We start from the raw sequence: 25098 nt of genomic DNA, 5'->3' as shown, positions 1-25098 counted from the left end.
TTTTTGTAACCATAACCTGAGTTTAGACTCAGGTTTTTTTATACCTGTTAAATACAGTTGTTCAATAAGCGGATAAAGATTAGCGGCTTTGCCATGGATTACACAGGGCTTGAATAATGCCCTGCGTAGCACTTCACATAAATAACCTGAGTTCAGGTATCAGTAAAATTGATGTAGGTAAGGATTAAAACTCTCGACTGGAGGGGGCACATCCAACGTATTGAAGCAGCGTGTATAAGCTTTCTTGCTGTAGTGCGACGCGACGAAATAAATTTGCAAAGGTGACATCACCGCCAAAGCAGGTTTGAATGTAATGGTTAATTTCTGTTTCGTTATACCCCTCGACGTACATGGTTCTTACCCACTGGTACTCGACCGCTTTTAAATTGGTCAACGTCTCTTCACTTAAGGTCGTTTCTTTTAGTCTCAAGATCCAAACTCTATCCAACTCCAAAATAGTGGAAGGATTTAAGCAAAGCTAGGTGAAGGATTTATGACAGAGGAGGTCGAGTGTGAAGCAAATGGCAAAACCATGATGTTGCTCCACACTCTGGTTATAAGTAACGTTGAGGTAGTCAATAGCGTTCTTAACGGATGTAGGTTACTTGAGATACTTTACGTGCGCTTCCATCTCTTCCCCGATTTCTTTGCGCATGTTCATAAGGCGGATCGCGGATTGCTCCAAGGCTTTATCTTCATCAGATTCTGGAACCCATTTCGGCACGTCGGTTGGTTTCCCGTTCTCATCTACAGCAACCATAATAACGATACAGTGGGTGGTGAGTCTGTTTTTCATTTGCTTTGGGTCACTGGCTTGCACATCAATCGCGATGTGCATTGAGCTTCGTCCGGTATAAATGACTTTCGCGCTAACTTCGACTAAGTTGCCGACATGAATCGGCGCAACAAAACGAATACCACCTGCGTATGCAGTAATGCAATATTTGCCACTCCACGCTGCAGAGCAGGCGTAGGCTGCTAAGTCGATCCATTTCATTACGGCGCCGCCGTGCACTTTTCCGCCGAAATTGACGTCACTGGGTTCTGCTAAAAAGCGAAGGGTAATGTCTCTTTGACCACTGCTCATCTATCTTTCCTTGATGGGTTATTGTTTTCCCAATTTAGCAGCAAGATGAATTTTCGGGAATAGCGAATGAAACAAAATATTAACTTTTATTCGAACGCTGAAAACAAAAAGCCACAGCGTAGTTCTGTGGCTTGGGGAACTGGGATTAATTGGCGGTGGAGGCAATCTCAGAATTGGGCAATGGCTTTCTGTGTCGTATTTTTATTTGCGACAGGATAACGCCAGAGATGACTAACAGCCCACCAATAATGTGGTAAGCGTAAATTTTCTCACCAATCAACGTTGAAGCAAGTACGACAGAAACCACGGGCATTAAGTTCATGAACATGGCACTTGAATCAGCGCCAATTGAATCAATCGCTTTCACCCACATTAACGGCGCAAAAATGGAAGCCGCAATGCCAGCATAGGCGATTAATGGTAGCGCGCCTTGGCTTGGTAACAGTTGCTCACTAGAGAGCCAAAGTGGTGTAAGCATCACAACCGAGAAGAAGCCTTGCATGTAAACCAGAGTCAAACTACTGAAAGGCATCTTCCAGCGTTTTAGCAGCACGCAATAAGCCGCGTATACCATGGCTGCAATCAGCATAAGGCTATCACCTTGGGTCATGTCTTGATGTAAAAAGTAGGTGATATCACCATGACCAAGCATAAACGCCAAGCCGCCGAGCGAAATCACACCACCGACGATACTTAACATTGATACAGACTTGCCTAACAGAGGAACACTTAAAAATACACTGATCAAAGGAACCAAAGAGGTAATCAGTGCCATGTTGGAAGCCGTTGTCGTTAAACCAGCGTAGTAGCCAAGTGATTGGTTGAGCACCATGCCAAGTAACGCAAGAAATGCCAGCTTAGTTAAGTAAGGTCGAATAATGTGTCGTTGTTTGATGATCGCAGGCAGACAAAATGGAGTTAGAAGTACCATTGCGACAAACCAACGATAGAAACTCATCGCACTTGGTTCAATGGCGCTTGCTGCCATCTTATTCACAATTGAGTTACCACCCCAAATCATAACGGTGAAAAACGGAAGTAAATAAATCATGAGAACCCTATAGCACAATTATTGATGGCGCTAGTCTGGCAGGTCTTTATAATAAAAAGTATCTCTTAAAAGACATCGTAAGCGATAGGAAGACAATTTTGAAAAAGAGCGCCAGAAATCTTCATCCCTCATTATCAATCGACCGCGCACCATCGGATGTATTTATGAATTTTGAAGCCTTTCTCTCTAATACAGAAACACGAATTCATAGCCATCCTTGGGGGCAAGTGCAGCTGATCAGCGGTGGGATCCTAGAGATGGATGCAGAAGATACAAGATTTCTAGCGCCTCCGCATCTTGCAATTTGGGTTCCCGCTGGTATCCGTCATACTAGTTACAACCGTAAACCTATCGAATATTGTTCTTTGAACATTGCCCCTGAATTGACGGCGCACTTTCCTACCAAAACGAGTCTGATCAAAGTGACTCCAATCGTGTCGTCCATTATTGAGGACTTTCGTCAACGAGATGTTAACGTGGCGCAAAGTGATGAAGACAAGCGCTTGGTACAGGTGTTATTGGACCAGCTCGCAAAGCAAGAAGTGGAACACCACTTTTTACCAACGACCGATAACAAGTATCTTGAACCGATCTTAAAAGCAGTAGAAGAATCGCCGACGGATGAGATCAGTTTGGCGGAGTGGGCGGAAAAAGTGCATACCACAGAACGCACGTTGGCGAGACACTGTCAGAGTGAGTTGGGCATGAGCTTCACTGAGTGGCGTTTACGTGTACGCTATTTGCATTCTATGGAGTTGCTGCGTAAAGGGCAGACCGTGAAAGAAGTCGCGCTAACGTTAGGTTATAACCAAGCCAGCCCTTTTATCGCGATGTTCAAGAAATACTCCGGCATGACACCGGAGCAATATAAGAACCGCTTATTATAACTGAGCCAGAACGTAATTCAGACCACCGACCACGGCTGCAACTTGCGCATCGTTGCACTCTTCGTCGGTCACCGTTGGGCTGTCTGGGTACACTTCCGTTGTCGTGCCGTAAACGCAATTTGTTACGCCGCCACACAGACCCAGCTTCACCATTGGGTAGTTGATAACGCCAAACTGTACGACTGGTGAACCAATGATTTCGCCATTTTCATCTGCAGGTGCAATGTGAGTCACTTTCGCAACCGATTCAATCACCGCTTTTTGAAACTCGGGTTGAGGGTTTTCACTATCTCCAACTGTGTAAAAACCGTCTGGGATCATGCCCTCGATGTACTCAATGCCATCACGAGCGGCAAGCGCAGGACGGAACTCTGTTTCATCGGAGTCTGTCGTCTCGTGCAAATCAATGTGCATTAATACATCGCCTAATGTCGCAACGAGCTTCATGAGGTTGGCAGATTCTTCGGCAGGGCTATCCTTATAGAAAGAGCGGTTTGGATCAATCGCGTTTGGGTTCCAGCGGTTGATCACCTCGTAACCCCAAGGGCTCACGCAAGGTGCAACGACAATATTGAAATGCTCTGCGTAGCGCTCTGCTTCTGTTTCTACAAACTTTAAAGCGCCATGTACACCACTCGTCTCGTAACCGTGCACGCCACCTGTGACCAAAACAACAGGCTTCGTTGAATCCCAGTTGCGAGTTTTGATACAAAACAGAGGGAAACGTGCCTCGTTGTATGAGAGTGCACCGTATTGTTCAATATCAAAACGCTCGCGTAGAGCATCGATTTTACTGACAACTTCATCTTGGTAGCTACGTTTTACTTCTTGCGTTGCTAACCAAGCTTTACGTTCTTCTTCGCTCCAAGGTTGGCCAGGGGTACCGATTGGGTAAATGTATCCACTTTTCATCTATACTTTTTCTTTTGACTGCTGAAAGGTACCACAAGACTAGACCTGTCTTATCTTAACGGCAATATAAAACACCATTTGGGATAGTATTCTTTGCAAAATCATCACTTTGATGAGTGATTTATTAGTGTTACATTTTGTTGCTTACTCAATTTCATATAAGAGACAAAAAATGGCTGGAGCAAGTTTACTCACACTGTTGGATGATATTGCCACGGTACTCGACGATGTCGCCTTAATGTCGAAAATGGCGGCAAAGAAAACCGCAGGTGTGTTGGGTGATGACCTAGCGTTAAACGCTCAACAAGTGTCTGGTGTTGCATCTGAGCGAGAAATTCCAGTGGTTTGGGCGGTTGCGAAAGGCTCGTTCAAAAACAAATTGATTTTAGTTCCTTCAGCATTGCTAATTAGCGCGATTATTCCATGGCTTATCATGCCACTATTGCTAATTGGCGGCTTGTTTCTCTGCTTTGAAGGGGCAGAAAAGGTGCTTGAGAAAGTGTTCCCTCACTCCCATCCGCACGAAGAAAAAGAAGAGTTAGTTAATACTGGCGAGTCGATAGAAGAGTATGAAAAACGCAAAGTTGCTGGTGCGATTCGAACGGACTTTATTCTTTCAGCGGAAATCATTGTGATTGCGTTGGGTACCGTGACTGGGGCGAGCCTTGTGACGCAAATCTTAGTGGTGAGCTTAATTGCAGTCATCATGACCATTGGTGTTTATGGCTTAGTAGCAGGCATCGTGAAATTGGATGACTTGGGCTTCTACCTTGAAATTCGCTCAAAAGGTAAGGGCTGGATGGCGAAAGTCGGCAGTGCTTTAGTTGCTTTTGCACCAAAGCTGATGAAGTTGTTAACGATTGTGGGAACTGCCGCGATGTTTTTAGTCGGCGGGGGGATTGTAGTGCACAACGTGCCTGCCATTCATCACTTTGTAGAGCCGATTATTATGAACTTTAGTGGTCATTCGGTTGCTACAGCGATTCTGCCTATTTTGCTTAACGGTATTATCGGTTTTGTGGCGGGTTTGATTGTGGTTGCTGTGTGGACAGCTGTAGAAAAAATTCGCGGCCACTAATAATCACAGCTCAAAACAAGAAAAGAACAACAAGGGTCATGACTTCTTTTCACAGAAAGGCATGACCCTCTTTTATGGATGGAACGTCAGTAAAGTACTTACTTCACTTTCCACTCAACTTGTTCATTTGCTCGAATAGGCACAACGATATCATTGCCAAATGGCATCGTTTCCGGCACATCCCAAGCGGATTTTTCTAACGTTACCGTATCTGTGTTGCGCGCAATGCCGTAAAAATCAGGACCATTGAAGCTTGCAAACGCTTCCAAGTTTTCCAGCTTACCTTCATTCTCGAATACTTCTGCATAAAGCTCTAGTGCTGCGTGTGCGGTGTAAGAACCAGCACAACCGCAAGCTGACTCTTTTGCCCCTTTCGCATGTGGCGCAGAGTCGGTACCTAGGAAGAACTTCTTGCTACCACTGGTTGCAGCTTCGATCAGCGCTTGCTGGTGGGTGCTGCGCTTAAGAATTGGCAAACAGTAGAAATGAGGCTTAATACCACCCACAAGCATATGGTTACGGTTGAAAAGAAGATGGTGAGCAGTGATGGTAGCCGCTACGTTATCTGAGGCGTTATTAACGAAGTTTGCTGCGTCGGCAGTGGTGATGTGTTCTAGAACGATTTTAAGATTAGGGAAGTCATTGACGATAGGAGCGAGGACAGTATCAAGGAATTCTTTCTCTCGGTCGAAGATATCAACATCGTGATGTGTTACTTCGCCATGAACCAGAAGTAACATTCCGACTTCTTCCATCGCTTCGAGAACGTGGTAAATGTTCTTCGCATTGGTCACACCGGAATCTGAGTTTGTGGTAGCGCCTGCAGGATAAAGCTTGGCCGCAACAATGTTTCCGGTGGCTTTAGCCTTACGTATTTCATCTGGTGTGGTGTTGTCTGTGAGGTAAAGCGCCATCAAAGGTTCAAACTGTTCGCCATGTTGCTCTTTTAGAATTCGGTCACGGTAGGCTAGGGCGAGCTCAGTTGTAGTAACTGGTGGGACGGTATTTGGCATGATCAGCGCACGGCCATTGTAGCGGCTGATGTCGCGAACGGTGTCTTTAAGAACTTCCCCATCGCGTAAGTGAACGTGCCAGTCGTCAGGACGAGTGATTGTCAGTGTTGTCATTAATTGCTCCCACCATTGAAAAGTTGTCTGATTGGAGCCTAAGCGCCGTATTTGCTTTTGAGCAAACGCTTGCGCTTAGGCGACAGGATGATAGAGGAATTGCCCTCACATTTCATCCCATTTTTCACTTTTCTACAGAGTGAGAGTGTAAGTGGTTACTTCATTGTTAACCAAAGCGCGTGGATCGTACCTGGTAGAAAGAAGAAACACGTCAAGATTAGGTTGATCAAAAAGTCTTTGTTCAAACCTTTCTCCATAAACACCGCGACGGGTGGAAGAAAGATACATAACAAAATCAGAACCAGTTTTCTTGTATCCATAATTAAGCTCCAAATCAATAAATGGGGGCAGTGATAACTCAGATGAATTATGTGTGCCGTATCACACTTTATCAAACGGTATTTGGTCAGAACGGTGTTAAAAAACGCGAATGTTGAGTGTAGTAAATACTTGTCGTTCAAACCAAATTTATAAGAATAACATTCAGAAAAGTTGAGTTGGATGAAGCGGCAGTAGACTCTGCAACTTAATGTGATTTGGGTATACAATACTGCAACAAATAAAAAACACCCTGTAGGAAGAAGGCCATGTCGCAACCCGTTTTATCCCAAATTAATGTTTTTCCGGTTAAGTCAGTTGGCGGATTATCGCTGTCGTCCGTATGGGTTGAGAAGCAAGGATTGAGCTTCGATCGTCGCTTTATGATTGCGAAAGCTGATGGCTCGATGATCACTGCGCGAAAGTATCCGCAAATGGTAACCATTAAGTCTGCCTTATTATCCGATGGGGTTGTGTTTAGCAGTTTGGGGATGGAGCCGCTTAAAATCCGTTATCAAGACTTTAAAATGCAGGAAACGCCAGCAACAGTTTGGAAAGACACCTTTACTGCATATACCACCACAGATGATGCAGATGATTGGTTTAGTCGTGTATTGGGTCAACGTGTTGAGTTGTTGTTTAGTGGTGAGCAATCGAATCGTGTTTGCGAAAAGCTAGGACAAAACGTTAGCTTTGCCGATGGTTATCCGGTGTTAGTGATTAGCCAGGCTTCCCTTGATGAACTGAACCGAAGAAGCTCTGAGCAACACTCTATGGATCAGTTCCGTACTAACTTAGTGGTCTCTGATACCAAGCCGTTTGAAGAAGATTCATGGAAGCGCATACGAATCGGTGAGGTAGAGTTTGAGTCTCTCAAACCTTGCGAGCGCTGTATCCTGACTACGGTGAATACTCAAAGAGGCACGTTCCGAGAGAGCAAGGAGCCACTTAAAACCTTACAACAGTTCCGTGCAAACGATGTCGGTGGTGTGTTCTTCGGGCAAAATCTTGTCGCGCGAAATGAAGGCATTATTCGTCAAGGCGATAAAGTTGAAGTATTGGAGTACAAAGAACCGGAGTTTTACGCAGATAACTCGCCAGTGCGCATGACGTTAACATGTGTTGAGCGTGAAGAAATCGCCCAAGACTTCTTGACCTTATGGTTAGAACCAAACAAAGGTTCTTTACCTAATTACTTGCCAGGACAACACCTGCCAATAGAGGTGAATATTGATGGTAAGAAAGTGGGCCGACGCTATACGCTATCATCCAGTCCGTCTCGTCCGGGTCGCTATGCTATTTCTGTTAAGCGTATTGCAGGTGGAAGAGTCTCTAATTCGCTCTTAGACAATTTACAAGTCGGTGATGTTTTAGAGGCAGAACAACCTGATGGCCAGTTCCACCTAAAAACTCATGAAGCGCAGCCTCTATTGTTACTCTCTGCAGGCAGTGGAGTAACACCAATGCTATCGATGGTACGTTACTTAGCGGATCACAATCAGTTGGAGAACGTGGTTTTCTACCATCAATGTCGTACCGAAAATGATATTCCTTGTCGCTCTGAGTTGGAGCAGTTAAAGCGTAAGCACCCGGGCTTAGAAGTGAAAATCTGCTTGACGCAGCCTGCCGTTGATTGGTTTGGGTTAAAAGGGCGTTTAAGTTTGTCACACATTAAGCAAATCAAAGATATTGAACAGCGCCAAGTGTTTGTGTGTGGTCCTGATGGTTTTATGGAGAAAGCGAAAAATCTCCTACTAAGAAAAGGGCTGCCAGAAGAAAACTACCATCAAGAAGCGTTTGGCGTATCTTCAGTCACTTCAAGACCAGAGAAGAGCATAGCGATCGATTTTAATGGGACGAAAGTTGTAGGGAATAATCAGAAAACGTTGTTAGATCAGCTTGAAGACGCAGGGAAGGTTGTTAGCAATAGCTGCCGTGCTGGCTTATGCGGAGCGTGTAAGGTTCAGCTTACGTCGGGTCAAGTACATCATCCGGACGTGCCTGCGTTGACAGATGAGGAACGTGCGATGGGAACCGTATTGGCGTGTTGTGCTGTTCCAGAGACGGACGTGACGGTAACAAACTAAGCGAGAAGGCTCCCCGGTTCTCAATAAAAACGCTGCTAACTTTAGCAGCGTTTTGAGTTTAAAAGTGAACGGAAAATATCGCTTAGTCGTAAATCGTCGGGATTGGCTGACGTTTGTGCTGCGTTGCTTTGTAAATCGCTACCAGACGATCACTCACTTGCTGCGGAACGGGTTTGCCTTCTAAGAAGTCATCGATCTGTTCATAAGTTAAGTTCAGAGCATCTTCATCTGCTTTTTGCGGCTCTAGTTCTTCTAGATCTGCCGTTGGTACTTTCTTAACAAGTAGTTCTGGTGCGCCTAATGTTGCAGCCAACTCGCGGACTTGACGTTTGCTTAAACCAAATAGAGGGGCAAGGTCGCACGCGCCGTCACCAAACTTAGTGTAAAAACCGGTGATGTTCTCTGCTGAGTGGTCTGTTCCCAATACTAAGCCGCCAACGTAACCAGCGATTTCATATTGTGCAATCATACGAGCTCGCGCTTTTACGTTACCTTTTACGAAATCAATTTTGTCGGCTTCAGTCGGAAGCAGGCCCGTCCCTTGCAATGCGGTATCAGTCGCCGCATGCAAACCGTCAACACCATCTTTAATGTTCACAGACACAGAGTGTGTTGGCTTGATGAAAGAGAGTGCCAGTTGCGCTTCATCTTCATCTTTTTGCTCACCGTAAGGCAGACGTACTGCGATAAACTGATATTTGTCAGTACCAGATTCCGCATTCAATTGTTCTACTGCAAGCTGGGCAAGGCGACCTAACGTGGTTGAGTCAACACCGCCACTAATGCCAAGCACCAGTGACTTACAACCTGCTTCTTGTAGCTTACGCTTAATAAAAGCAATACGGCGTTCAATTTCAAAATGCGGATCAATTGAAGGGAGTACACGCATTTCATCACGGATGGATTGTTCCATTTAGGGTTCCTTTTCCTGCAAATATTTCAGACACCAAAGCCCGCTTGCTCAAATGGTGATAAACCATGCAATTGAGACTGATAAACACGACTTTAGGGTCAAAAGCTGTAAAGATTAGTAGTATCATACCGAAATCATCAGATTAGAAAACTCTCTTCAACCAGGTAATCACCGGATATGAAAAAAATCGCCATTTTTGGTAGTGCATTTAACCCACCTAGTTTAGGGCACAAAAGTGTTATTGAGTCATTGAGCCACTTTGACCTTGTGCTACTTGAACCTAGCATTGCACACGCTTGGGGCAAGAATATGCTCGATTACCCAACTCGGTGCAAAATGGTTGATGCATTCATCAAAGATATGGGGCTTTCTAATGTTCAGCGTTCTGATGCAGAGCAAGCTTTGTACCAACCCGGACAAAGTGTGACAACCTATGCGCTGTTAGAAAAAATTCAAGAAATCTACCCAACAGCCGATATAACTTTTGTCATAGGTCCTGATAATTTCTTCAAATTTGCTAAATTTAGTAGAGCAGTCGAGATTATGGAACGTTGGACTGTTATGGCGTGCCCTGAAAAAGTAAAAGTCAGAAGCACGGATATACGTAACGCATTGGTTACGGGTGAAGACATAAACGCCTACACAACCCCGTCCGTCTGTGAATTGTTGCTTAACGAAGGCTTATACAAAGAAACATTATCTGGGAACTGAGAGGTCAGATTTTCATGGTCAGATTAGCCGTATTTAGTGCATGTGCGCTGCTTGTGGTCACACAAGCTCATTCTGCGTGTAACTATTTTTCTGATCGTTCTGTTGTGTTTGAAGATAACACCCTTCCTATCTGTGAAGAAATTTTAGATTCCATTGGCGTATTAAGTACGGATGCGTTGATTTGGTATGCTGCGGAAGCGAAATTCGAAGGGCCAACAGAAAACTATTGGGAAGAGTGGGCGATTAAGCCGGAAGACACACCACTCCTAACCCAAAATCTAGAAAAGAATTATTTTGGGCTTGGTTTTTGGATGCCGGAAGAGCTCCGAGACGAAGAGAGCAAAATGGACACAGAAGAGTGGCTCCGTAGTCATGGCCTGATGTTCAGCGTGGGTTTTGGTGATAAATCCGACGGACAGCCAAGAATGCGATTTGATTATCGTTGGCACGAATATTACGACGCTGACTGGATGATGCAGATTGAAGTTCCCTTCTAGTCACCTTGAGCGTACATAAAAAGGGCGTACATCATCCATGTACGCCCTTTTTATTTTTATTTGAGTCTCTATTCTCTGCGCTCATCACTCTGCTTAATACTGAAAAGATGGCTCGTTAGAGTGCGACTTATAGCGCTTCTCCAAAGACCAAAAAGCAAAGTTGCTCATATTCTTCTGTGTTACCCGCAAAAAGCGTATCGACAATCTGCTCTTCTTTCTTTCCCGACAGCTTCATTTTTCTTGCTTCACGGAGTGTGAGTACCAAGCACAGCTCTTTAGATATGTCCATGTCACAACCAGGCGTCCACTGATTGATGGTTTTTGTTAACGTTGAGTGCGCTAGTTTAGGAGAGAGAGTCAATACTTCATGTCTTACTACCGTCAGCAGATCGGTTTGCAGATCTGAGCGCTCGGCTGTTGTTGCTAGTTTCTCGACGAGGGCTTTTAGCAGCGGTGAAGGTTTCACAAAACCTGCTTGTTGTGAGAAGTCATCATTTAAACGCACAGAAAAATCACAACGATATACACGAGAATTAGGTAAAAAGGTGAGGGAGCTCAAACATCCTTGAGGAATCCAAAAATATTGGCCTGGTTCAATGGCATACTCCTGCTTACCCAATTTAATGACGGCTAACCCTTCGACGACAGACAGCAGACTGTGCTTCAGTGCTTTTTTGCGCGCAGCTACTTCAAGAAAGGGGTATTTAGCGTCGTGAAATTCAATTGCGTAGTTCATTATGAGTACCAGTGTTTTTTGGCGCTAAGGGTAACGTTAAACCTATACGATTCCAACCAGCTGAGAGAATTTTTTAGCATGAGAAATTGTAGCCTAACTGGTATGACCATGTTAAAAGTATGGGTTGAAATGCTGCTTGTCAGCAAAACTATGCGTAAAATGTGCCAGCTTTTTTTGATATGTAATGAACAATGACTGCCAATACCGATCCTTATATTGAAATTCGTCCTTACAATGACGAAGAAATTCCAGCCGCGCTGGATCGTCTAATCCAAGATGATGAATTTATCACTGCTATTCTCGATCATCGATTTGCTAATAAAGCAGCGTGGTTTAAAACGCTAATGAGCCCGATCCTGCGCATCTATCTGAAAGCTAAATGGAGCAAGCTTGATTCAGTAGAAGCGATTCAGATTGAAGTGAAGAAGTATCTGAAAGATACATTGAATAAGACAACGGATGGCGTCACTTTTTCTGGTTTGGATAAGCTGGATAAAAACACGTCGTACTTATTCGTTTCTAACCACCGTGATATTGCGATGGACCCTGCGCTAGTAAACTATGGCTTGTACCAAAGTGGGCACCGTACGGTTCGTATTGCGATTGGTGACAACCTGCTGAAGAAGCCATGTGCGACTGAATTGATGCGACTCAATAAAAGCTTCATCGTTAAGCGCTCTGCTAAGGCGCCTAGAGAAATGATGAAAGCATTAGGACAACTGTCGAGCTACATTAAACACTCGCTTGATACCGGTAATTCAATTTGGATTGCCCAAAAGGAAGGTCGTGCCAAAGATGGAAACGACTTTACTGATCCTGCGATTTTAAAAATGTTCCATGTTGAAGGCCGCAAGCAGAAGATCAGCTTTGGTGAATACACGCGTTCTTTGAAAATCGTTCCTGTCTCGATTGCCTATGAAAATGATCCATGTGACATTGCCAAAGCAAAAGAGCTGTACGAAAAAGCAGAAAATGGCCGTTATGAAAAAGGTGAATTTGAAGATATCGAAAGCATCATTCAGGGCATCATTGGTTATAAAGGTCGTGTGCATGTCGCGTTTGGTGATGTGATTGATCAAGAGTTTGAAACGCCAGAATCTCTTGCCGGTGAAATCGACCGCCAAATTCATAATAACTACAAGTTGTACCCAATCAACTTGTTAGCTGCTGGACGCGAAGATTCGAGCATCATCACAGAGGCGGTGAAGCGTCACCTCGCGGATAAATTGGAGCAGTTACCTGAAGGTGCAAGACCTTATTTGGTGGCGAGCTATGCCAACCCAGTGAACAATCAAGAGTAATATTCATCACTGAACTTGATGGATTATGAACGCCTTAAAGCCTCGGTTTTCCGAGGCTTTTTTTCGTCTACTTTTTAAGGAGCAACAGCCCCGCCAAGGGTTAAATTGCTAGGCCACTTGGTGATCTTGTTACCACCTAAAAAGATATTCCCTTTCACCGTCATCGTGTCTGGAAATACTTGTAGCGCTGATCCTCCTATATAAAGGTTACCATCAACCACCAATCCTTCAGGAAGAGCAGAGATAGGAGTGCGAATAACACTTAAATCGCCTTTGACTCGAAGTTTAGCTGGGAGCGTTTTTAATGGTGTATCCGTCAAGTTCAGATAACCGCCGAGTTTGATGCCCCTAGGCCAGCTTTCGATCTTACTACCCAGTAGATTCGCATAACCTTTTATCTTTGTACCTGAGCGAATGGTTTTGAGTGCGCTGTTGGTTGCTTCCAAACTGCCTCCAACATCAAGCCCCTTAGGCAGCTTTTTGATCGGGGTTTGCGAGATATTTAAGTTGCCTTTGACCACTAACCCAGAAGGTAATTGGGTGTATGGTTTGTTTCGTAGATCAAGATTACCGTAATTATCGGTGTGACCAAACTTAGAGTAGTAATCTAGCTCATATGCGAAAGATGGGAAGCAGAGCAGCATCAAGGTAAGGAAAAGGGAAACAAAACGCATAGCCAGAGACTTAGTTAAACATAGAGATCTTAAGTGCTCATCTTATACTTAAATAGACTCATTATGCATACTTTGTTAACAGTTTTTGATTTTTAGCCCAAGAAGTTCAAATTAGGGCTTTATCTGAAAGCATACACGCTCTCACGATGCCGAGTTGCTTCAGTGTGCAAGTTAGGGAATGATTAAGTGATTGATTATATAGTTTATTTAAAAGTAAATGTGAGAAAAACATCAGTAGAGATATGAAGAATATGAGGTTCTGCCAAGAACTGAACAAGCGTCCTTGTTAGTATCATGAGCGTCTGAGGGAGATTTTCATGAAGTTAAAAAGAGTGTCTATTTTTGCCGCTGGTGCTGTAGTAGTACTATCTGGGGCCGCTTTTGCTAAATCATACAGTACGCCAGAAAGCAAAGCGCTGGTGGTCGCTGACGGCAAGGTAGGTCAGCGTATCTGTTACTACGATGATAAAGCCTACACCACCGGAGCCGTGATTAATGTTGAGGGTGTATTACTGATGTGTACAGCTGAGAACGATTTTGAAACGAATGGTTCGTTAAAGTGGGTGGTATTCAAAAAAGATAAATAAACGCCAAAAACGGTCTGTTTAATATTAGGATAACGGAAAAATAAAAAAGCGAGCACAGAGCTCGCTTTTTCCATTAACGCGCGAGTGAGCGAGTTTTTAATTCAAAGATAAGCTTTTCAGCACTTACTTCAAATTTGAATCGAGCCGTCGCTTGGTTTGACTCTTCTGTTATTTCAGAAACATTGTATTCAACATCAGCACATACTGATTTAGCGAGCTCAATGTATTTTTGTAGTTCAGACTCTAGCTCTGTTTTTGTCTGTGCGAAAACCGTTACGTCGGCAACTTCGTCACCTTCTTTGATGATGAAGCCAATCTCGCCTGCGCAGCCGCAAGCTTCACATACTTGGTTTTTTTCTAATTCGACACTCATAACGAATCCTCTTGTAAATACTAAGGGTATTCTATCAGGTATTTGATCTGTATCTACAAAAATGACGAGTTTTGAATAAAAAAAGAACAGAATAGGCGCTTGTTAAGTAAGGGTTAAAGATTGGATTACTAAATCATCAAGAACGTTAATGTGATATATATCAACATTTAAAATCAATTAACGAACATAGTGACGAGATTTCGCTCAGCCCAGTTGAACTAATGGACAATTTATAAGACTATTTCTTGATTGATTATTTTTAATAATTATCATTCTTGGTCTTTGAATAGTTTCGATGAATAATTGGCGCAAGGTTTTGATGAGACTAACTTTTCGCCTTATTTTGAGTAGCATGTATTGACAAAAACATAACTGCAAATTGCACATTACGCACTGTAAAGACGTTATGATTTGGAACTTAACTTTATATTAAGTAGTCGCAGTACATATATCCAAATGGCCTTAATGCGCAGGTGTTAGCGGTTCAATTTTTAGGTTTCGCTTAACGAAGTGTCTTGGGCAACTTGGGTATAATGCTAAGAATGATTTCATTCTGGCCTCATTTAATAGTGAGTTAGATGGATTTACAAAGAGAAGAGCTTAAAATATGCCAAAGCGTAGTAAAGAAGATACCGAAATCACTATCCAAAAGATCATGGATGCCGTTGTTGATCAGCTACTAAGACTAGGTTACGACAAAATGTCGTACACGACTCTAAGTCAGCAGACAGGTATATCTCGTACCGGTATTAGCCATCACTTCCCTAAGAAAACGGACTTCACCGCCGCACTGGATGGCCGTATCTTTAAAATGTTTATTGAACACCTAGAGTTTGATAAAGGGCTAAGTGCATTTTCACAAAGTTGGATTAAAGCACTGGAAGATGCTGAGTTCCTCGCGATTTTACGACTGCTATTCCATCACATTGTCACGGCCGAAAATGCGCAAGAATTTGCTGCTAACGGTATTGACCGTTTATACAAAATGGTTGAAAGCCAGTTTGGAGCAGGTGGTGACAAAGAGCTCGAGTGGTTGATTGGCCGTTCATTGATCCAAATGAGTAAGTAATAGCAATTGAGAGCGCTAGATGAACACTTGTTTGCTGCTTTGGTTGTAAAGCCAAGGCAGAACACAGTAATTTTCTCGCCGCTCTTTTGAGCCCAAGATTCGATTAAATATCAAAGCAAAGGCCCGCAATATGATTATTGCGGGCCTTTGTCGTTTGGAAAGCAGAAGAAACGGCTCAGAAGAGATACACGCTAAGCGGCGGCGTGTACCTGAGGAAAGTCTAAAGTTGGATGTTTTGTCACGATGGAGCGGTAGCCATAAACGTGCTCAATGCGCTCTGGCGTCAGTGCATTCCATGGTGTGTCATCACAAACCAGTTTTCCGTTATGCAAAAGTACAAGTCGGTCTGCGTACTGGGAGGCCAAATTCAAGTCATGCAACACGACAACGACCGCGGCGTTCTGTGTTTTCGCAGCCTCACGAGCAATCTTTAACGTGTTGTGTTGGTGGGCGAGATCTAACGCAGAGGTTGGCTCATCAAGCATCAAGATTCGTTCCTCGCCAGATTGGTGTAGCTGTGTCATCACGCGTGCTAGATGTAATCGTTGCTTTTCGCCACCAGATAAAGATGGGTAGAGGCTTTCTGCCAAATGCATTACATCGGTTTGTTCCATGTAATGTAAAGCTAACTTAGTGGTTTCTTTATTGGACAGCGATAGCGGAATCGCGCCTAATTCGACCACTTCTCTGGCTAAAAATGGGAAGGTCAACGTACTGTGCTGTGGAAGCATCGCAATGTGTTTTGCGCTTTTTTCTGGCTCCCAATCATGCTTTTGTTTACCGAAGTAGGCGATGTCATGATTTGAAGAGATTTCACCACACAGAAGCTTGAGCAAAGTACTTTTGCCCGCACCGTTGGGGCCGAGTAGGGCGGTCACTTCACCAGCTCGGATATCAATATTGATGTCATCGAGAACAATGCGCTTGCCATATTTCATCGAAATGTTTTTACCCGATAAAACGATCTGGTTCATTACAAAATCTTCCCTTTCTGCTGGAACAATAAGTAGATGAAGAAGGGTGCACCGATCAAGGCGGTCACGATACCGACGGGTAATTCTGCTGGTGCCACGGCAATACGAGCAAACATATCAGCAGCGGTAAGAAGCAGCGCTCCCATTAGTGCAGAGATTGGCAGTAGCGTTCGATGGTCGGGGCCTGCTAGCATGCGTCCTAAGTGAGGAATCACGAGCCCGATAAAACCAATTGCACCACTAATACTAACCGTAATACCAACCCCCAATGCAGAGAGCAAAATAAGCTGTCGTTTGAGTTTTTGGACCGGAACTCCCAAGTGTCTTGCTTCTGATTCCCCTAGCAGAAGAGCATTCAGCGCCATCGATTTTTTCTGGAACCAGAATAATAGGACGACCAGCGTGACAGCGGATAGGCCAATCCCCGACCAATTTGCGCCAGCTAATGAGCCCATCGACCAAAGTGTTAGATCTCGTAGCATCTGATCATCAGCAATAAAGTTCATGTAACCGATCGCCGCTCCTGAAAGCGCGCTGATGGCAACACCAGCTAACAACATAATCGTAACTGAGGTACCAAATTTACTTGTGCCGAGCTTATAAACGAGAATGGTCGTCAACGCACCACCTAGGAAAGCAAAAAGAGGCAGCGCAGCTAAGTTCATCAATTGAGGATAGTTTTGGCTAAACTCTGCAAATACAACAATAGCGAACGCACCGCCAAGTGCAGCACCAGCAGACACACCAATGATGCCGGGCTCGGCCAGCGGGTTACGGAATAAGCCCTGCATAACCACACCACAAATTGCCAAAATGGCGCCGATGAACATACATAAAATGGTGCGAGGTAATCGGATCTCGTTAATCACCAACTGAATGTGAGGAGCGAGATCAGAACTGCCTCCCGTTAGGCTACGCAAACTGTCAGTGAAACTAATGCTCATTGGACCTACTGTAATAGAGGCGATAGCAACAAATGCTAAAAAGCCACTAAGTACGGATAACGTCGTTGAAAGGGAGATACGTCTTAACAACATGTCATGTCTCTATGGGTAAAGCAGCGCATTCAAACGCTCGGCTTCTGCAAGGCTTTTAAGACCCAAACCACCAACAAGGGCGTGACCGTCAATCTTGATGATATTTTTATTCATTCCCGCAGGTGTTGCGGCGAGCAGTGGCATTGCTTTTAAAATCGCATCGGCACCGCCCAGCGTTTCATAGCTGCGACCGCTAACGAGAATAACGTCAGGCTGCATCTCTACCATGGCTTCTGTGGATAAAGGCTTGTAAGAAGACAGCTGGTCAGCAGCTGGGTTTAGTCCGCCTGCAAGCTGGATAATTGCATCGGGTGTGGTTTCTGATCCTGCAACGTTCGCAGGTCGACCTTCATGGATGAGTAGAAACAGTACTTTCTTTTTCTGAGCTTGAGCAGGTTGATTTGCATTGAGTGCTTGCACTTGCGCTTTCACATCTTGCTTTAAATCTTCCGCTTTAGCCTGGCGATTCATAAGGTTCGCAATTTGATCGATACGTTGGTAAAGACCGTCAACGTTGGCATCGGTATTGACGATTTCTACATCTACACCCGCCGCTTTTAATTGGTTCAATGCTGTTTTCGGTCCCATCTCATCAGAGCCAATGACTTTTGTCGGACGTAAGGCGAGCAACCCTTCTGCTGAAAGGCGGCGATGGTAGCCTACTTTAGGCAGCTCCATGCCTTTTGGTAACTGACTGGTTACGTCGATAGCAACCAAGCTATCTTTGGCGTTGAGTTCAAGCAACAGTTCAGTGACGGCACTGCCTGCACTAACAACACGCTCTGATGATGGTGTTTCATTGGCAAAAAGTTGGCTACTCGCAAGTAGGGAAATGGCTGCCGTAACAACAGCATGAATGGTGGCACGTGTGTTCTTCATTTTGAAAGGATCTCTATCTTACTTATTTTTATGATGGCTCTTCAGTGAGTAACTGAGTTGCCTGAATTCCGTTTTCTTGTAAAAAGCTGAGAAGTTGAACTAGCGACTGAATGTTCGCGGTTTTTTCTGCTCCAATCACAATCGGTTTATCGTTTGATTTACTCTCTTCTAGCAGCGCGAGGGTAAAGTTGTCCCAATCGATGTATGTCTTGCCGTTAATGGCCCAGTAAGGCTCGTCTTTAAGAATGTTTACCGTGATGGATTGCTTATCGACATCTGCAACGGCCTGAGATTCTGTACTCGGTAAATTGACATCTAATGAATCGAGCTTGACCGCTGCAGTTAACATCAGGAAAACCATTACGATAAAAATGATGTCCAACAGCGGTGTTAAATCTGGAGTTAAGTCGTTACGAGTGTTGTCTTTTGGCGTTTTAATCATTGTGCTTCTGCCTCGACCTTTGCAGAAGAGCGCACTGCTAATGTTGAATTGTCTGGCGACACGTGTTGCAGAGAGATACCTTCAAGCCATAAGTTGACATAGTTTAATGTGTGTTCGAGTTTGGCGATCACACGATCCGCCCACAAACCAATGATTTGTGCTCCTGAAATCGCAGGAAGGGCGATAATAAGACCTGCTGCAGTAGTGCGCATGGCCAAACCTAGACCGTCTGCCAAATCATTCGGGGTGATATTCCCCGTTGAGACAGCGATGCCTTTGAACATCTCAATTAAGCCAAGTACCGTACCAAGCAAACCAATCAAAGGGCTAATGACGCCAATCAACGTCAGTAAGCGAAGGCCAGAATGCAGCTGATGACGTTTTTCTTGTAGCCAAATGCCTGCGGCATCTTCTCTTAGAGACTTTGAGAAAGAGTGATGGGCAAGCAACATGGCAACGCCACGATAAAGGAGCGGTCGCTTATGCGACAATTCTTCTGCAAGCGTCTCAAGATCGTTTCCATTCGTTGGGTCTAACCCAATGAGTTTTTGGCGAATGGCTCGTTTCCCGACGCCAAGGCTAATCAAAACGTGGAATAACCGCTCGGTAATGATCATGACGGTGAGGGCTGAGCAAATGATCAAAGGCCATGTCATTAGGCCAAGTTGAGTTTGTAATTCTTGTAGTTGTTCCATTATCCATCCAACTTAAAACGAACAGGTACTTGTACTCGGTGAGCCACTTTTAGCCCGCCCGAAATATGTGGTGTAAATTGCCACTGTTTGATGGCACGAAGCGCTGAGGCGTCCAGCGATTCTGTGCCGGAAGACTCAATCAAAACCTGTTTAATTTGATTGCCATTTTCATCGAGCCATATTTCATATAAGGCTACGCCTTCGATACCGCGTCTTTGTGCAGATCTTGGGTAGCGAGGCTGAGTTGGTTGATTCACAAACGTTGGTTTGTCGACCAAAATAGGTTGAGACGTTGCCCCTTTGGATTGGCTCGCTGGCGCGGTTTGCTGAGCGACCATCTCTTTCTTCGCCGGTTCCGTTTTTTTCTTCGGTTTGGCTTCGGGCTGATTCTCTTGTTTTGTTACGGCTTTGGCTGGTTCCACCGTCTTAGGCTTAGATTGTTTAATCGGCTCTGTTTTTTTCTTCACTACCTTTTTCTTAACAGCGTCTTTCTTAACGACCTGTTTCTTTACGATCTTCTTTTCTGGCTCAGGCTGCTCCTGAGGCTGCGGCTCTTTTGGTGGCGCCACATTTTCTGGCGTGGATTTTTCGACGGTAGGTGGTGGTGCCGATACAAGGTTTAAACTTACCGAACTTGCTGGATTTCCAACAGGCATCGCGAACACTTTCGTTTCTTGAGAAACAAAAAGAAGTGCGGCATGGATGGCAAGGGAAGCACCTCCTGCAATGACATATCTTTGTACGTTCACGGAATATCTCGGGAAACTATGAAAACTTGAGCAGATTATTACTCACAACCGAAATAAGATCAATTATCAATTGCATTATCATTACGCTCAAATTATGATTCTTGCAGATTTTTAAAGACCAGCCTCTACCCCTTATATGGTGGGAGCTAAGCGAGTATATATGAGCGTCGATATCGATAAATTTGACGAATCAGTGTTGGGAAGCGATAGCCCTGACCCATTGCGATTTGCCTTTGTTAAGAAACATTCGGCACACGCTGGCGGAGCGAGCGTGCCTGTACCTCCACCTCAGCAACAGGCAATTTTTTCAAGCGTTACCGCTAACTCGGTTAAAGCGACCAATAAACGTTGTCTTTATATTCACGTTCCATTTTGTCGCGTACGTTGCACCTTTTGTAACTTCTTTCAAAATGCTGCGAGCCGCGCACTGGTTGATGAGTACTTTGACGCACTGATGCAGGAGCTCAAGGAGAAAGCTGCATTGCCTTGGACACAAAACGGTATTTTCCATGCTGTGTATATCGGTGGTGGAACGCCAACGGATCTGTCTCCAGCACAGGTTCGCGTGTTAGGTCAGGCGATTCATGAGCACTTTCCTTTGGCTGCGGATTGTGAAATCACCTTAGAAGGTCGCATCAACCGTTTTTCTGATGAGCTATACCAAGGCGCTCTAGACGGTGGATTTAATCGTTTCTCTTTTGGTGTGCAAAGTTTTAATACACAAGTGCGTCGCAGCGCGAAACGATTAGATGATAGAGAAGATGTGCTCAAGCGAGTTAGCGAGATTGCCAACGAAGACAAAATTCCTGTCATTATCGATTTACTCTACGGCTTGCCTTATCAAACCAAAGAAGTGTTAGAGCAAGATTTAAATGATTTTCTCTCGACTGGCGCACACGGGTTGGACTTATATCAGTTGGTCGTCGGTGGTTCAGCACCCATGCTTAACCTTGTAGAAAAAGGAAAAATCCCCCCACCAGCTACCACGCCAGAAAAAGCAGGCATGTATGAGCTCGGTGTGAACTTTATGGCCAAACACCATATGAAGCAACTGAGTGTGAACCATTGGGCAATTGATAACCGTGAACGTAGTTTATACAACAGTTTAGCCAAGACATATGCAGAGGTACTGCCAATTGGCTGTGGCGCTGGAGGTAATATCGGTGGTTACGGAATGATGCAACATCGCACATTGGCGACCTATATTAAAGCCATCAAAGAAGGGCAAAGCACCATCGCTATGATGATGAAGCAAAGCCCTCTAGAGCCACTATTTGCTGCACTCAAATCCGGGTTTGATCGCGGTATCGTTCAGGCAAACCAACTGCCATCGTTTATGGGGGAGGACACGTTCGGATTTTTAATGCCTCTATTTAAAGTGTGGCAGCAAAAAGGTTTAGTGGAACTGCATGAACGCAGCCTAGTTCTTACTCTTGCTGGTAGTTTCTGGGCCGTTTCGTTGGCTCAAGGTTGTATTCAGGTACTTACGTCAGAGACGAATGAAACCGTACCGAAAGTATCCAATAATTAATGAAAAAGTTGAACAAAGACGGAAAACATATGGAATCAATCAAACAACAAGTTGAAGCATTACTAGAGCAAGAACCGCAATTATTGCCAGCAGCGATGGCAGAACGTCTCGGCATTTCTGAATTTGAGGTTGTTGCGGCTTTGCCGCAGGAAATGGTGGCCATCGCTCCAGGAGCGCAAGCACAAAACATTCTAGAAGGTTTGGTTGGTTTCGGCCCGGTGACGACTATTGTTCACTCTTTTGGCTCTATTTTTGAAGTCAAAGCACCATTCCCAAAAGGAAAAGTGGCGCGTGGCTATTACAATTTAATGGGCAGAGAAGGTGAGCTACACGGTCACTTGAAGCTAGATAATGTTAAAAATGTAGCGTTGGTCAGCAAACCGTTTATGGGTAGAGAGAGTCACTATTTTGGCTTTTTCTCTGAGTGCGGAAGCAATATTTTCAAAGTTTATTTAGGCCGTAACGAAAAGCGCGAGCTACTTGAAGATCAAGTCACCGCATTCCGCGCCCTACAAGCCGAATTGAAAAAGTAATCACAAACATAATCGAGGCTCAACTCGAATACTAATTAGTAAAGTCAGGTATCAATATGGATCAACAAGTTAAACAAGAGCGTTTGCAAGGTCGTTTAGGGCCAGAGATCAAAGAGTTTCGTCAGGAGCGTCGTACGCTTCAGCTTGCAACTGTCGATGCAGAAGGTCGCCCTAATGTAAGCTACGCGCCTTATGTCCAAAATCAGGAAGGCTACTTCGTACTCATTTCTAAAATCGCTCGTCATGCTCGTAACCTTCTAGAAAATCCAAACGTTTCTTTGATGATGATCGAAGATGAAGAATCTTCAAAGCAGTTGTTTGCTCGTAAGCGCTTAACTTTTGATGCGGTAGCAAATGTGGTTGAGCGAGACACAGAGATGTGGCAACAAGTTGTTGGACAAATGAAAGAGCGTTTTGGTGAGATTATTGATGGTCTCAGCCAACTAGAGGATTTCGTGTTGTTTAACTTAAAGCCAGAATCGGGACTGTTTGTTAAAGGCTTTGGTCAAGCGTATCAAGTCTCTGGCGACGATTTAGTGGACTTTGTTCACCTTCAAGAAGGTCACAAGAAAATCGAAAGTGCTTGATTGTAAACCGGTCATGTAAATATCGAGCATTCGGAATAATGAACGCATAAGGGGAGTTAGGTTATACTGGCTCCCTTTTTTATATTGGAACAAAAGCATGAAGCCTGTGAGCAAGGAATTGAGCGAGATTTGCTATCCGTTTATTTACGAGGACAGTCCGGTTTGTGACTTTGAAATCACGGCAGATGAACTTTGTAGTCGTATTGGTTTAGTCCTCGCGATGGATCTGGACGAGTTTAGCCGCGATATACTGACAAGAATGCAGCCTAATGTTTATCACCTAAATGGTTCGGTTCGCGGAAAGCTAGCGATTACAGAAGCGGAAGTTGAAGAGCTAAAGGCAGATTATGAATTACTTAAGCAACGCATTGATGGTGGATTCAAAGGTTTCGTTCTACCTGGAGGGCTCCCAGCATCCAGTCAATTGCATTTGTGCCGTTGCCAAGCTAAAAAAACGGTACGAGCATTAGTTGCCATCGAACATGCAGGTAAGAAGCAACCTGCCCCCATTCTATTTCGTTACGCGAACTTATTGGCGAATGTACTTTATAGCTTGGCTTCTTATATTAATCACATCAATCAAGTCGAAGAGACAGAGTTTGTATCTCGTAGTTACTCGATGCCAAAGAAGTGACCTGAGAAACTAGCAGCTGCGAACATCAAAGCTTCTGCGCGAAAAAATGGCCGCAAAACACCATATTCGACAATTTGCTTCTTGGCTGTTTAGTTAAGAGTTAAGAAGCCATAGCTTTGGCTTCTAGTTCTTTTGCACCGCGCAGCATGGCTTCAATCAGCTCACCAGCATTGAACTTCTCAAGCGCCTCGTGTGCGCCAACTTGGTGAGCTCTGTCTACACAGATTTCGCTCGATAACGACGTATGCAAAATGCGGTATGAGTGATTAAGAGCGGAGTCATTTTGTACTTTGAATGCTAGCTCGTAGCCGTCAAGCCCTGGCATCTCAATATCACTGACCAAAATATCGATTGGTCGATGAGCCTCTGCCTCGCTTTTCATCAGCTCTAATGCGTCTAAACCATTTTTACAAATTTGGTATCCGATATTGATACTATCAAGAGCATCACACAGCTGTTTACGAGCGATGGAAGAGTCATCCACCAAAAGAATGCTTAATGCTTTAAGGCGCTCACGTTCAACATCTGTCAGCATCGGGATCTTTGAGTTTTCGTATTGCGGATAAATTTTGGAAAGCAGCAGTTCTACATCCAGCATCTGAACCGTTTTGTCTTCGTAGCGAGTAATACCCGTTACGAAAATATTTTTCCCGGCACTCGCTGGTGGGGTTTCAATGGCTTTCCAATCGCATTCAATGATCTTCTCGATACTACGAACCATAAAGGCGACCACGGTTCGCAAACAGTCTGTCACGATCAAGTAGCAATTTTTGTATTCTTCTTCACAGATAGGACGAAAGCCGACAGCCGCTGACATGTCGATCACAGGCACTGTTAAGTTACGTATTGTGACGGTGCCAATAACGTGATGATGCGAGTAAGGGATTTTCGTGGTTGGCATATACGGAACGATTTCACGGACTTTTAGCGTGCCTATCGCGAAACTCTGTTGCAGGGTGAGTTTGAACATCAACATGCCCTGAGATTGATTCGCTTTACTAACGACTTTTGCCATGAAATAACCTTATAAATACCACCGAATTGTGTCTAATCTAATCTTATCAGACGAAGGCTTCAACCATCGGAGAGACAAATGTGAGCTTTTTAGACAATCTCTTAAAGAATAGTTATTAACTGAGCAAAACTTGGTTGTATTTTAATCTTGTTATGCCCAAAGTTTTATAGTCCCATGTATTTGAGCCTTGAAGCCGCCTAGGTATGAACAAGAAATGTTTGGCGTGTTAAAAGGGATTGGGTACACTTGCGCGACCAGAATAGTGAGAGATAGATCAATGGCAAATACAGCAGCCGCATTACATATTCTTGTGAAGCACAAAGAGCAAGCAGAAGACATTATCAAGCAACTGAAAAAAGGCGCAAAGTTTCAGACACTAGCGAAGAAGTATTCCACTTGCCCGTCAGGCAAGCGCGGTGGTGATCTTGGTGAGTTTCGCCGTGGTCAAATGGTACCTCAGTTCGACAAAGTGTGCTTTTCTGGCGAGGTTCTGACGCCACATCTAGTCAAAACCAAGTTCGGCTGGCATGTTGTAAAAGTGCTTTACAGAACGTAGTGATTTCTTACAGGTAAGCTTGAGCTTTTTAAATATTACCTGTTTCTGCATATTGTGA

General features: G+C 44.3%; 30 protein-coding genes. 13 read left to right on the top strand and 17 right to left on the bottom strand.

The features are described 5' to 3' along the window. Positions 1-184: 184 nt before the first annotated feature. The 3 genes from FKN08_RS09765 to FKN08_RS09755 all read right to left on the bottom strand — a co-directional run bounded on the left by FKN08_RS09765 (position 185) and on the right by FKN08_RS09755 (position 2138). On the bottom strand, positions 185-430 hold the full coding sequence (locus tag FKN08_RS09765; RefSeq protein WP_005375277.1) for a hypothetical protein: 246 nt from the start codon (positions 428-430) through the stop codon (positions 185-187). 171 nt (positions 431-601) lie between these two features. Continuing rightward, positions 602-1087, bottom strand: a complete 486-nt coding sequence (locus tag FKN08_RS09760; RefSeq protein ID WP_005392490.1) for an acyl-CoA thioesterase — start codon at positions 1085-1087, stop codon at positions 602-604. Positions 1088-1232: 145 nt separating this feature from the next. Then, the gene (locus tag FKN08_RS09755; protein ID WP_005392491.1) at positions 1233-2138 is read right to left on the bottom strand and encodes a DMT family transporter; all 906 of its coding nucleotides are present in this window, start codon (positions 2136-2138) and stop codon (positions 1233-1235) included. A 98-nt stretch (positions 2139-2236) separates the two neighbouring features. Here FKN08_RS09755 and FKN08_RS09750 point away from each other — a divergent pair, with 98 nt between their 5' ends. Further along, on the top strand, positions 2237-3025 hold the full coding sequence (locus tag FKN08_RS09750; protein WP_170891992.1) for a helix-turn-helix transcriptional regulator: 789 nt from the start codon (positions 2237-2239) through the stop codon (positions 3023-3025). On the opposite strand, the gene FKN08_RS09745 is transcribed toward FKN08_RS09750, so the two are convergent. Beyond that, a complete protein-coding gene (locus FKN08_RS09745) occupies positions 3020-3937 on the bottom strand; it encodes a M14 family metallocarboxypeptidase (RefSeq protein ID WP_170891991.1) in 918 nt (305 codons plus the stop codon). The genes FKN08_RS09750 and FKN08_RS09745 overlap by 6 nt on opposite strands. A gap of 172 nt (positions 3938-4109) precedes the next feature. Between FKN08_RS09745 and FKN08_RS09740 the strand changes: the two genes are divergently transcribed. Then, positions 4110-5015, top strand: a complete 906-nt coding sequence (locus FKN08_RS09740; protein WP_046873771.1) for a DUF808 domain-containing protein — start codon at positions 4110-4112, stop codon at positions 5013-5015. A 98-nt stretch (positions 5016-5113) separates the two neighbouring features. Here the strand turns inward: FKN08_RS09740 and pyrC are convergent, their stop codons facing one another. Next, entirely contained in the window at positions 5114-6142 is a 1029-nt protein-coding gene (pyrC, locus tag FKN08_RS09735) for a dihydroorotase (protein ID WP_170891990.1), read from the bottom strand. 155 nt (positions 6143-6297) lie between these two features. Then, positions 6298-6462, bottom strand: a complete 165-nt coding sequence (locus tag FKN08_RS09730; RefSeq protein WP_005375297.1) for a YqaE/Pmp3 family membrane protein — start codon at positions 6460-6462, stop codon at positions 6298-6300. A gap of 267 nt (positions 6463-6729) precedes the next feature. Between FKN08_RS09730 and FKN08_RS09725 the strand changes: the two genes are divergently transcribed. After that, on the top strand, positions 6730-8547 hold the full coding sequence (locus tag FKN08_RS09725; RefSeq protein WP_170891989.1) for a hybrid-cluster NAD(P)-dependent oxidoreductase: 1818 nt from the start codon (positions 6730-6732) through the stop codon (positions 8545-8547). An 82-nt stretch (positions 8548-8629) separates the two neighbouring features. Here FKN08_RS09725 and nadE read toward each other — a convergent pair whose 3' ends face one another. Beyond that, positions 8630-9460, bottom strand: a complete 831-nt coding sequence (gene nadE / locus FKN08_RS09720) for an ammonia-dependent NAD(+) synthetase (protein ID WP_006742205.1) — start codon at positions 9458-9460, stop codon at positions 8630-8632. A gap of 177 nt (positions 9461-9637) precedes the next feature. On the opposite strand from nadE, the gene FKN08_RS09715 reads away from it, so the two are divergent. Together FKN08_RS09715 and FKN08_RS09710 are read left to right on the top strand one after the other, a co-directional pair. Beyond that, the gene (locus FKN08_RS09715) at positions 9638-10171 is read left to right on the top strand and encodes a nicotinate-nicotinamide nucleotide adenylyltransferase (protein WP_065645725.1); all 534 of its coding nucleotides are present in this window, start codon (positions 9638-9640) and stop codon (positions 10169-10171) included. Positions 10172-10185: 14 nt separating this feature from the next. After that, entirely contained in the window at positions 10186-10668 is a 483-nt protein-coding gene (locus tag FKN08_RS09710; protein ID WP_006742203.1) for a hypothetical protein, read from the top strand. 127 nt (positions 10669-10795) lie between these two features. Here FKN08_RS09710 and FKN08_RS09705 read toward each other — a convergent pair whose 3' ends face one another. Next, on the bottom strand, positions 10796-11404 hold the full coding sequence (locus FKN08_RS09705; RefSeq protein ID WP_047008435.1) for a hypothetical protein: 609 nt from the start codon (positions 11402-11404) through the stop codon (positions 10796-10798). 191 nt (positions 11405-11595) lie between these two features. Here FKN08_RS09705 and FKN08_RS09700 point away from each other — a divergent pair, with 191 nt between their 5' ends. After that, a complete protein-coding gene (locus FKN08_RS09700) occupies positions 11596-12705 on the top strand; it encodes a 1-acyl-sn-glycerol-3-phosphate acyltransferase (RefSeq protein ID WP_006742201.1) in 1110 nt (369 codons plus the stop codon). A gap of 74 nt (positions 12706-12779) precedes the next feature. Here the strand turns inward: FKN08_RS09700 and FKN08_RS09695 are convergent, their stop codons facing one another. Beyond that, complete coding sequence (locus FKN08_RS09695; RefSeq protein ID WP_031780261.1) at positions 12780-13379, bottom strand: hypothetical protein; 600 nt, start codon at positions 13377-13379, stop codon at positions 12780-12782. A gap of 317 nt (positions 13380-13696) precedes the next feature. Between FKN08_RS09695 and FKN08_RS09690 the strand changes: the two genes are divergently transcribed. After that, positions 13697-13966, top strand: a complete 270-nt coding sequence (locus FKN08_RS09690; RefSeq protein ID WP_170891988.1) for a YnjH family protein — start codon at positions 13697-13699, stop codon at positions 13964-13966. Between the two features lie 73 nt (positions 13967-14039). On the opposite strand, the gene FKN08_RS09685 is transcribed toward FKN08_RS09690, so the two are convergent. Then, a complete protein-coding gene (locus FKN08_RS09685) occupies positions 14040-14339 on the bottom strand; it encodes a YfcZ/YiiS family protein (RefSeq protein ID WP_005375307.1) in 300 nt (99 codons plus the stop codon). 607 nt (positions 14340-14946) lie between these two features. Between FKN08_RS09685 and FKN08_RS09680 the strand changes: the two genes are divergently transcribed. Beyond that, positions 14947-15408 carry a TetR/AcrR family transcriptional regulator gene (locus tag FKN08_RS09680; RefSeq protein ID WP_005392508.1) on the top strand — a complete coding sequence of 154 codons (462 nt, stop codon included), beginning with the start codon at positions 14947-14949 and terminating at the stop codon, positions 15406-15408. Between the two features lie 191 nt (positions 15409-15599). On the opposite strand, the gene FKN08_RS09675 is transcribed toward FKN08_RS09680, so the two are convergent. Genes FKN08_RS09675 through FKN08_RS09650 form a run of 6 tightly spaced genes read right to left on the bottom strand, consistent with a single transcriptional unit; the run spans position 15600 to position 20184 of the window. Next, a complete protein-coding gene (locus FKN08_RS09675) occupies positions 15600-16382 on the bottom strand; it encodes a heme ABC transporter ATP-binding protein (protein WP_170891987.1) in 783 nt (260 codons plus the stop codon). Continuing rightward, on the bottom strand, positions 16382-17419 hold the full coding sequence (locus tag FKN08_RS09670) for an iron ABC transporter permease (RefSeq protein ID WP_170891986.1): 1038 nt from the start codon (positions 17417-17419) through the stop codon (positions 16382-16384). The genes FKN08_RS09675 and FKN08_RS09670 overlap by 1 nt, the downstream gene beginning before the upstream one ends. Positions 17420-17428: 9 nt before the next feature. Continuing rightward, entirely contained in the window at positions 17429-18298 is an 870-nt protein-coding gene (locus FKN08_RS09665; RefSeq protein WP_170891985.1) for an ABC transporter substrate-binding protein, read from the bottom strand. 28 nt (positions 18299-18326) lie between these two features. Beyond that, on the bottom strand, positions 18327-18740 hold the full coding sequence (locus FKN08_RS09660; RefSeq protein WP_170891984.1) for a biopolymer transporter ExbD: 414 nt from the start codon (positions 18738-18740) through the stop codon (positions 18327-18329). Next, positions 18737-19435: a MotA/TolQ/ExbB proton channel family protein gene (locus FKN08_RS09655; protein ID WP_005392513.1), complete on the bottom strand. Its 699-nt coding sequence runs from the start codon at positions 19433-19435 to the stop codon at positions 18737-18739. Before FKN08_RS09655 ends, FKN08_RS09660 begins: the two co-directional genes overlap by 4 nt. Continuing rightward, positions 19435-20184, bottom strand: coding sequence for an energy transducer TonB (locus FKN08_RS09650; protein WP_170891983.1), 750 nt, complete (start codon positions 20182-20184; stop codon positions 19435-19437). Before FKN08_RS09650 ends, FKN08_RS09655 begins: the two co-directional genes overlap by 1 nt. Positions 20185-20344: 160 nt before the next feature. Between FKN08_RS09650 and hutW the strand changes: the two genes are divergently transcribed. The 4 genes from hutW (at position 20345) to FKN08_RS09630 (ending at position 23469) form a co-directional block, all read left to right on the top strand. Then, a complete protein-coding gene (gene hutW / locus FKN08_RS09645; protein WP_170891982.1) occupies positions 20345-21715 on the top strand; it encodes a heme anaerobic degradation radical SAM methyltransferase ChuW/HutW in 1371 nt (456 codons plus the stop codon). A 29-nt stretch (positions 21716-21744) separates the two neighbouring features. Further along, positions 21745-22248 (top strand): heme utilization cystosolic carrier protein HutX, encoded by a 504-nt coding sequence (hutX, locus tag FKN08_RS09640; RefSeq protein ID WP_046873925.1) that lies wholly within the window; start codon positions 21745-21747, stop codon positions 22246-22248. A gap of 56 nt (positions 22249-22304) precedes the next feature. Continuing rightward, positions 22305-22835 (top strand): heme utilization protein HutZ, encoded by a 531-nt coding sequence (gene hutZ, locus FKN08_RS09635; protein WP_046873758.1) that lies wholly within the window; start codon positions 22305-22307, stop codon positions 22833-22835. Between the two features lie 97 nt (positions 22836-22932). Then, complete coding sequence (locus FKN08_RS09630; RefSeq protein WP_170891981.1) at positions 22933-23469, top strand: ATP:cob(I)alamin adenosyltransferase; 537 nt, start codon at positions 22933-22935, stop codon at positions 23467-23469. Positions 23470-23569: 100 nt separating this feature from the next. Here FKN08_RS09630 and FKN08_RS09625 read toward each other — a convergent pair whose 3' ends face one another. Then, on the bottom strand, positions 23570-24484 hold the full coding sequence (locus FKN08_RS09625) for a chemotaxis protein (protein WP_170891980.1): 915 nt from the start codon (positions 24482-24484) through the stop codon (positions 23570-23572). A gap of 214 nt (positions 24485-24698) precedes the next feature. Here FKN08_RS09625 and ppiC point away from each other — a divergent pair, with 214 nt between their 5' ends. Beyond that, positions 24699-25040, top strand: coding sequence for a peptidylprolyl isomerase PpiC (gene ppiC / locus FKN08_RS09620; RefSeq protein WP_074189873.1), 342 nt, complete (start codon positions 24699-24701; stop codon positions 25038-25040). The last annotated feature ends 58 nt before the right edge of the window (positions 25041-25098 follow it).

Source organism: Vibrio sp. 1-2 (7-a), assembly GCF_013048515.1.
GTDB classification, from domain to species: Bacteria; Pseudomonadota; Gammaproteobacteria; order Enterobacterales; family Vibrionaceae; genus Vibrio; species Vibrio diabolicus.
Note: the sequence above shows the minus strand (reverse complement) of the source record. Positions and strands in the feature narration are given on the sequence as shown.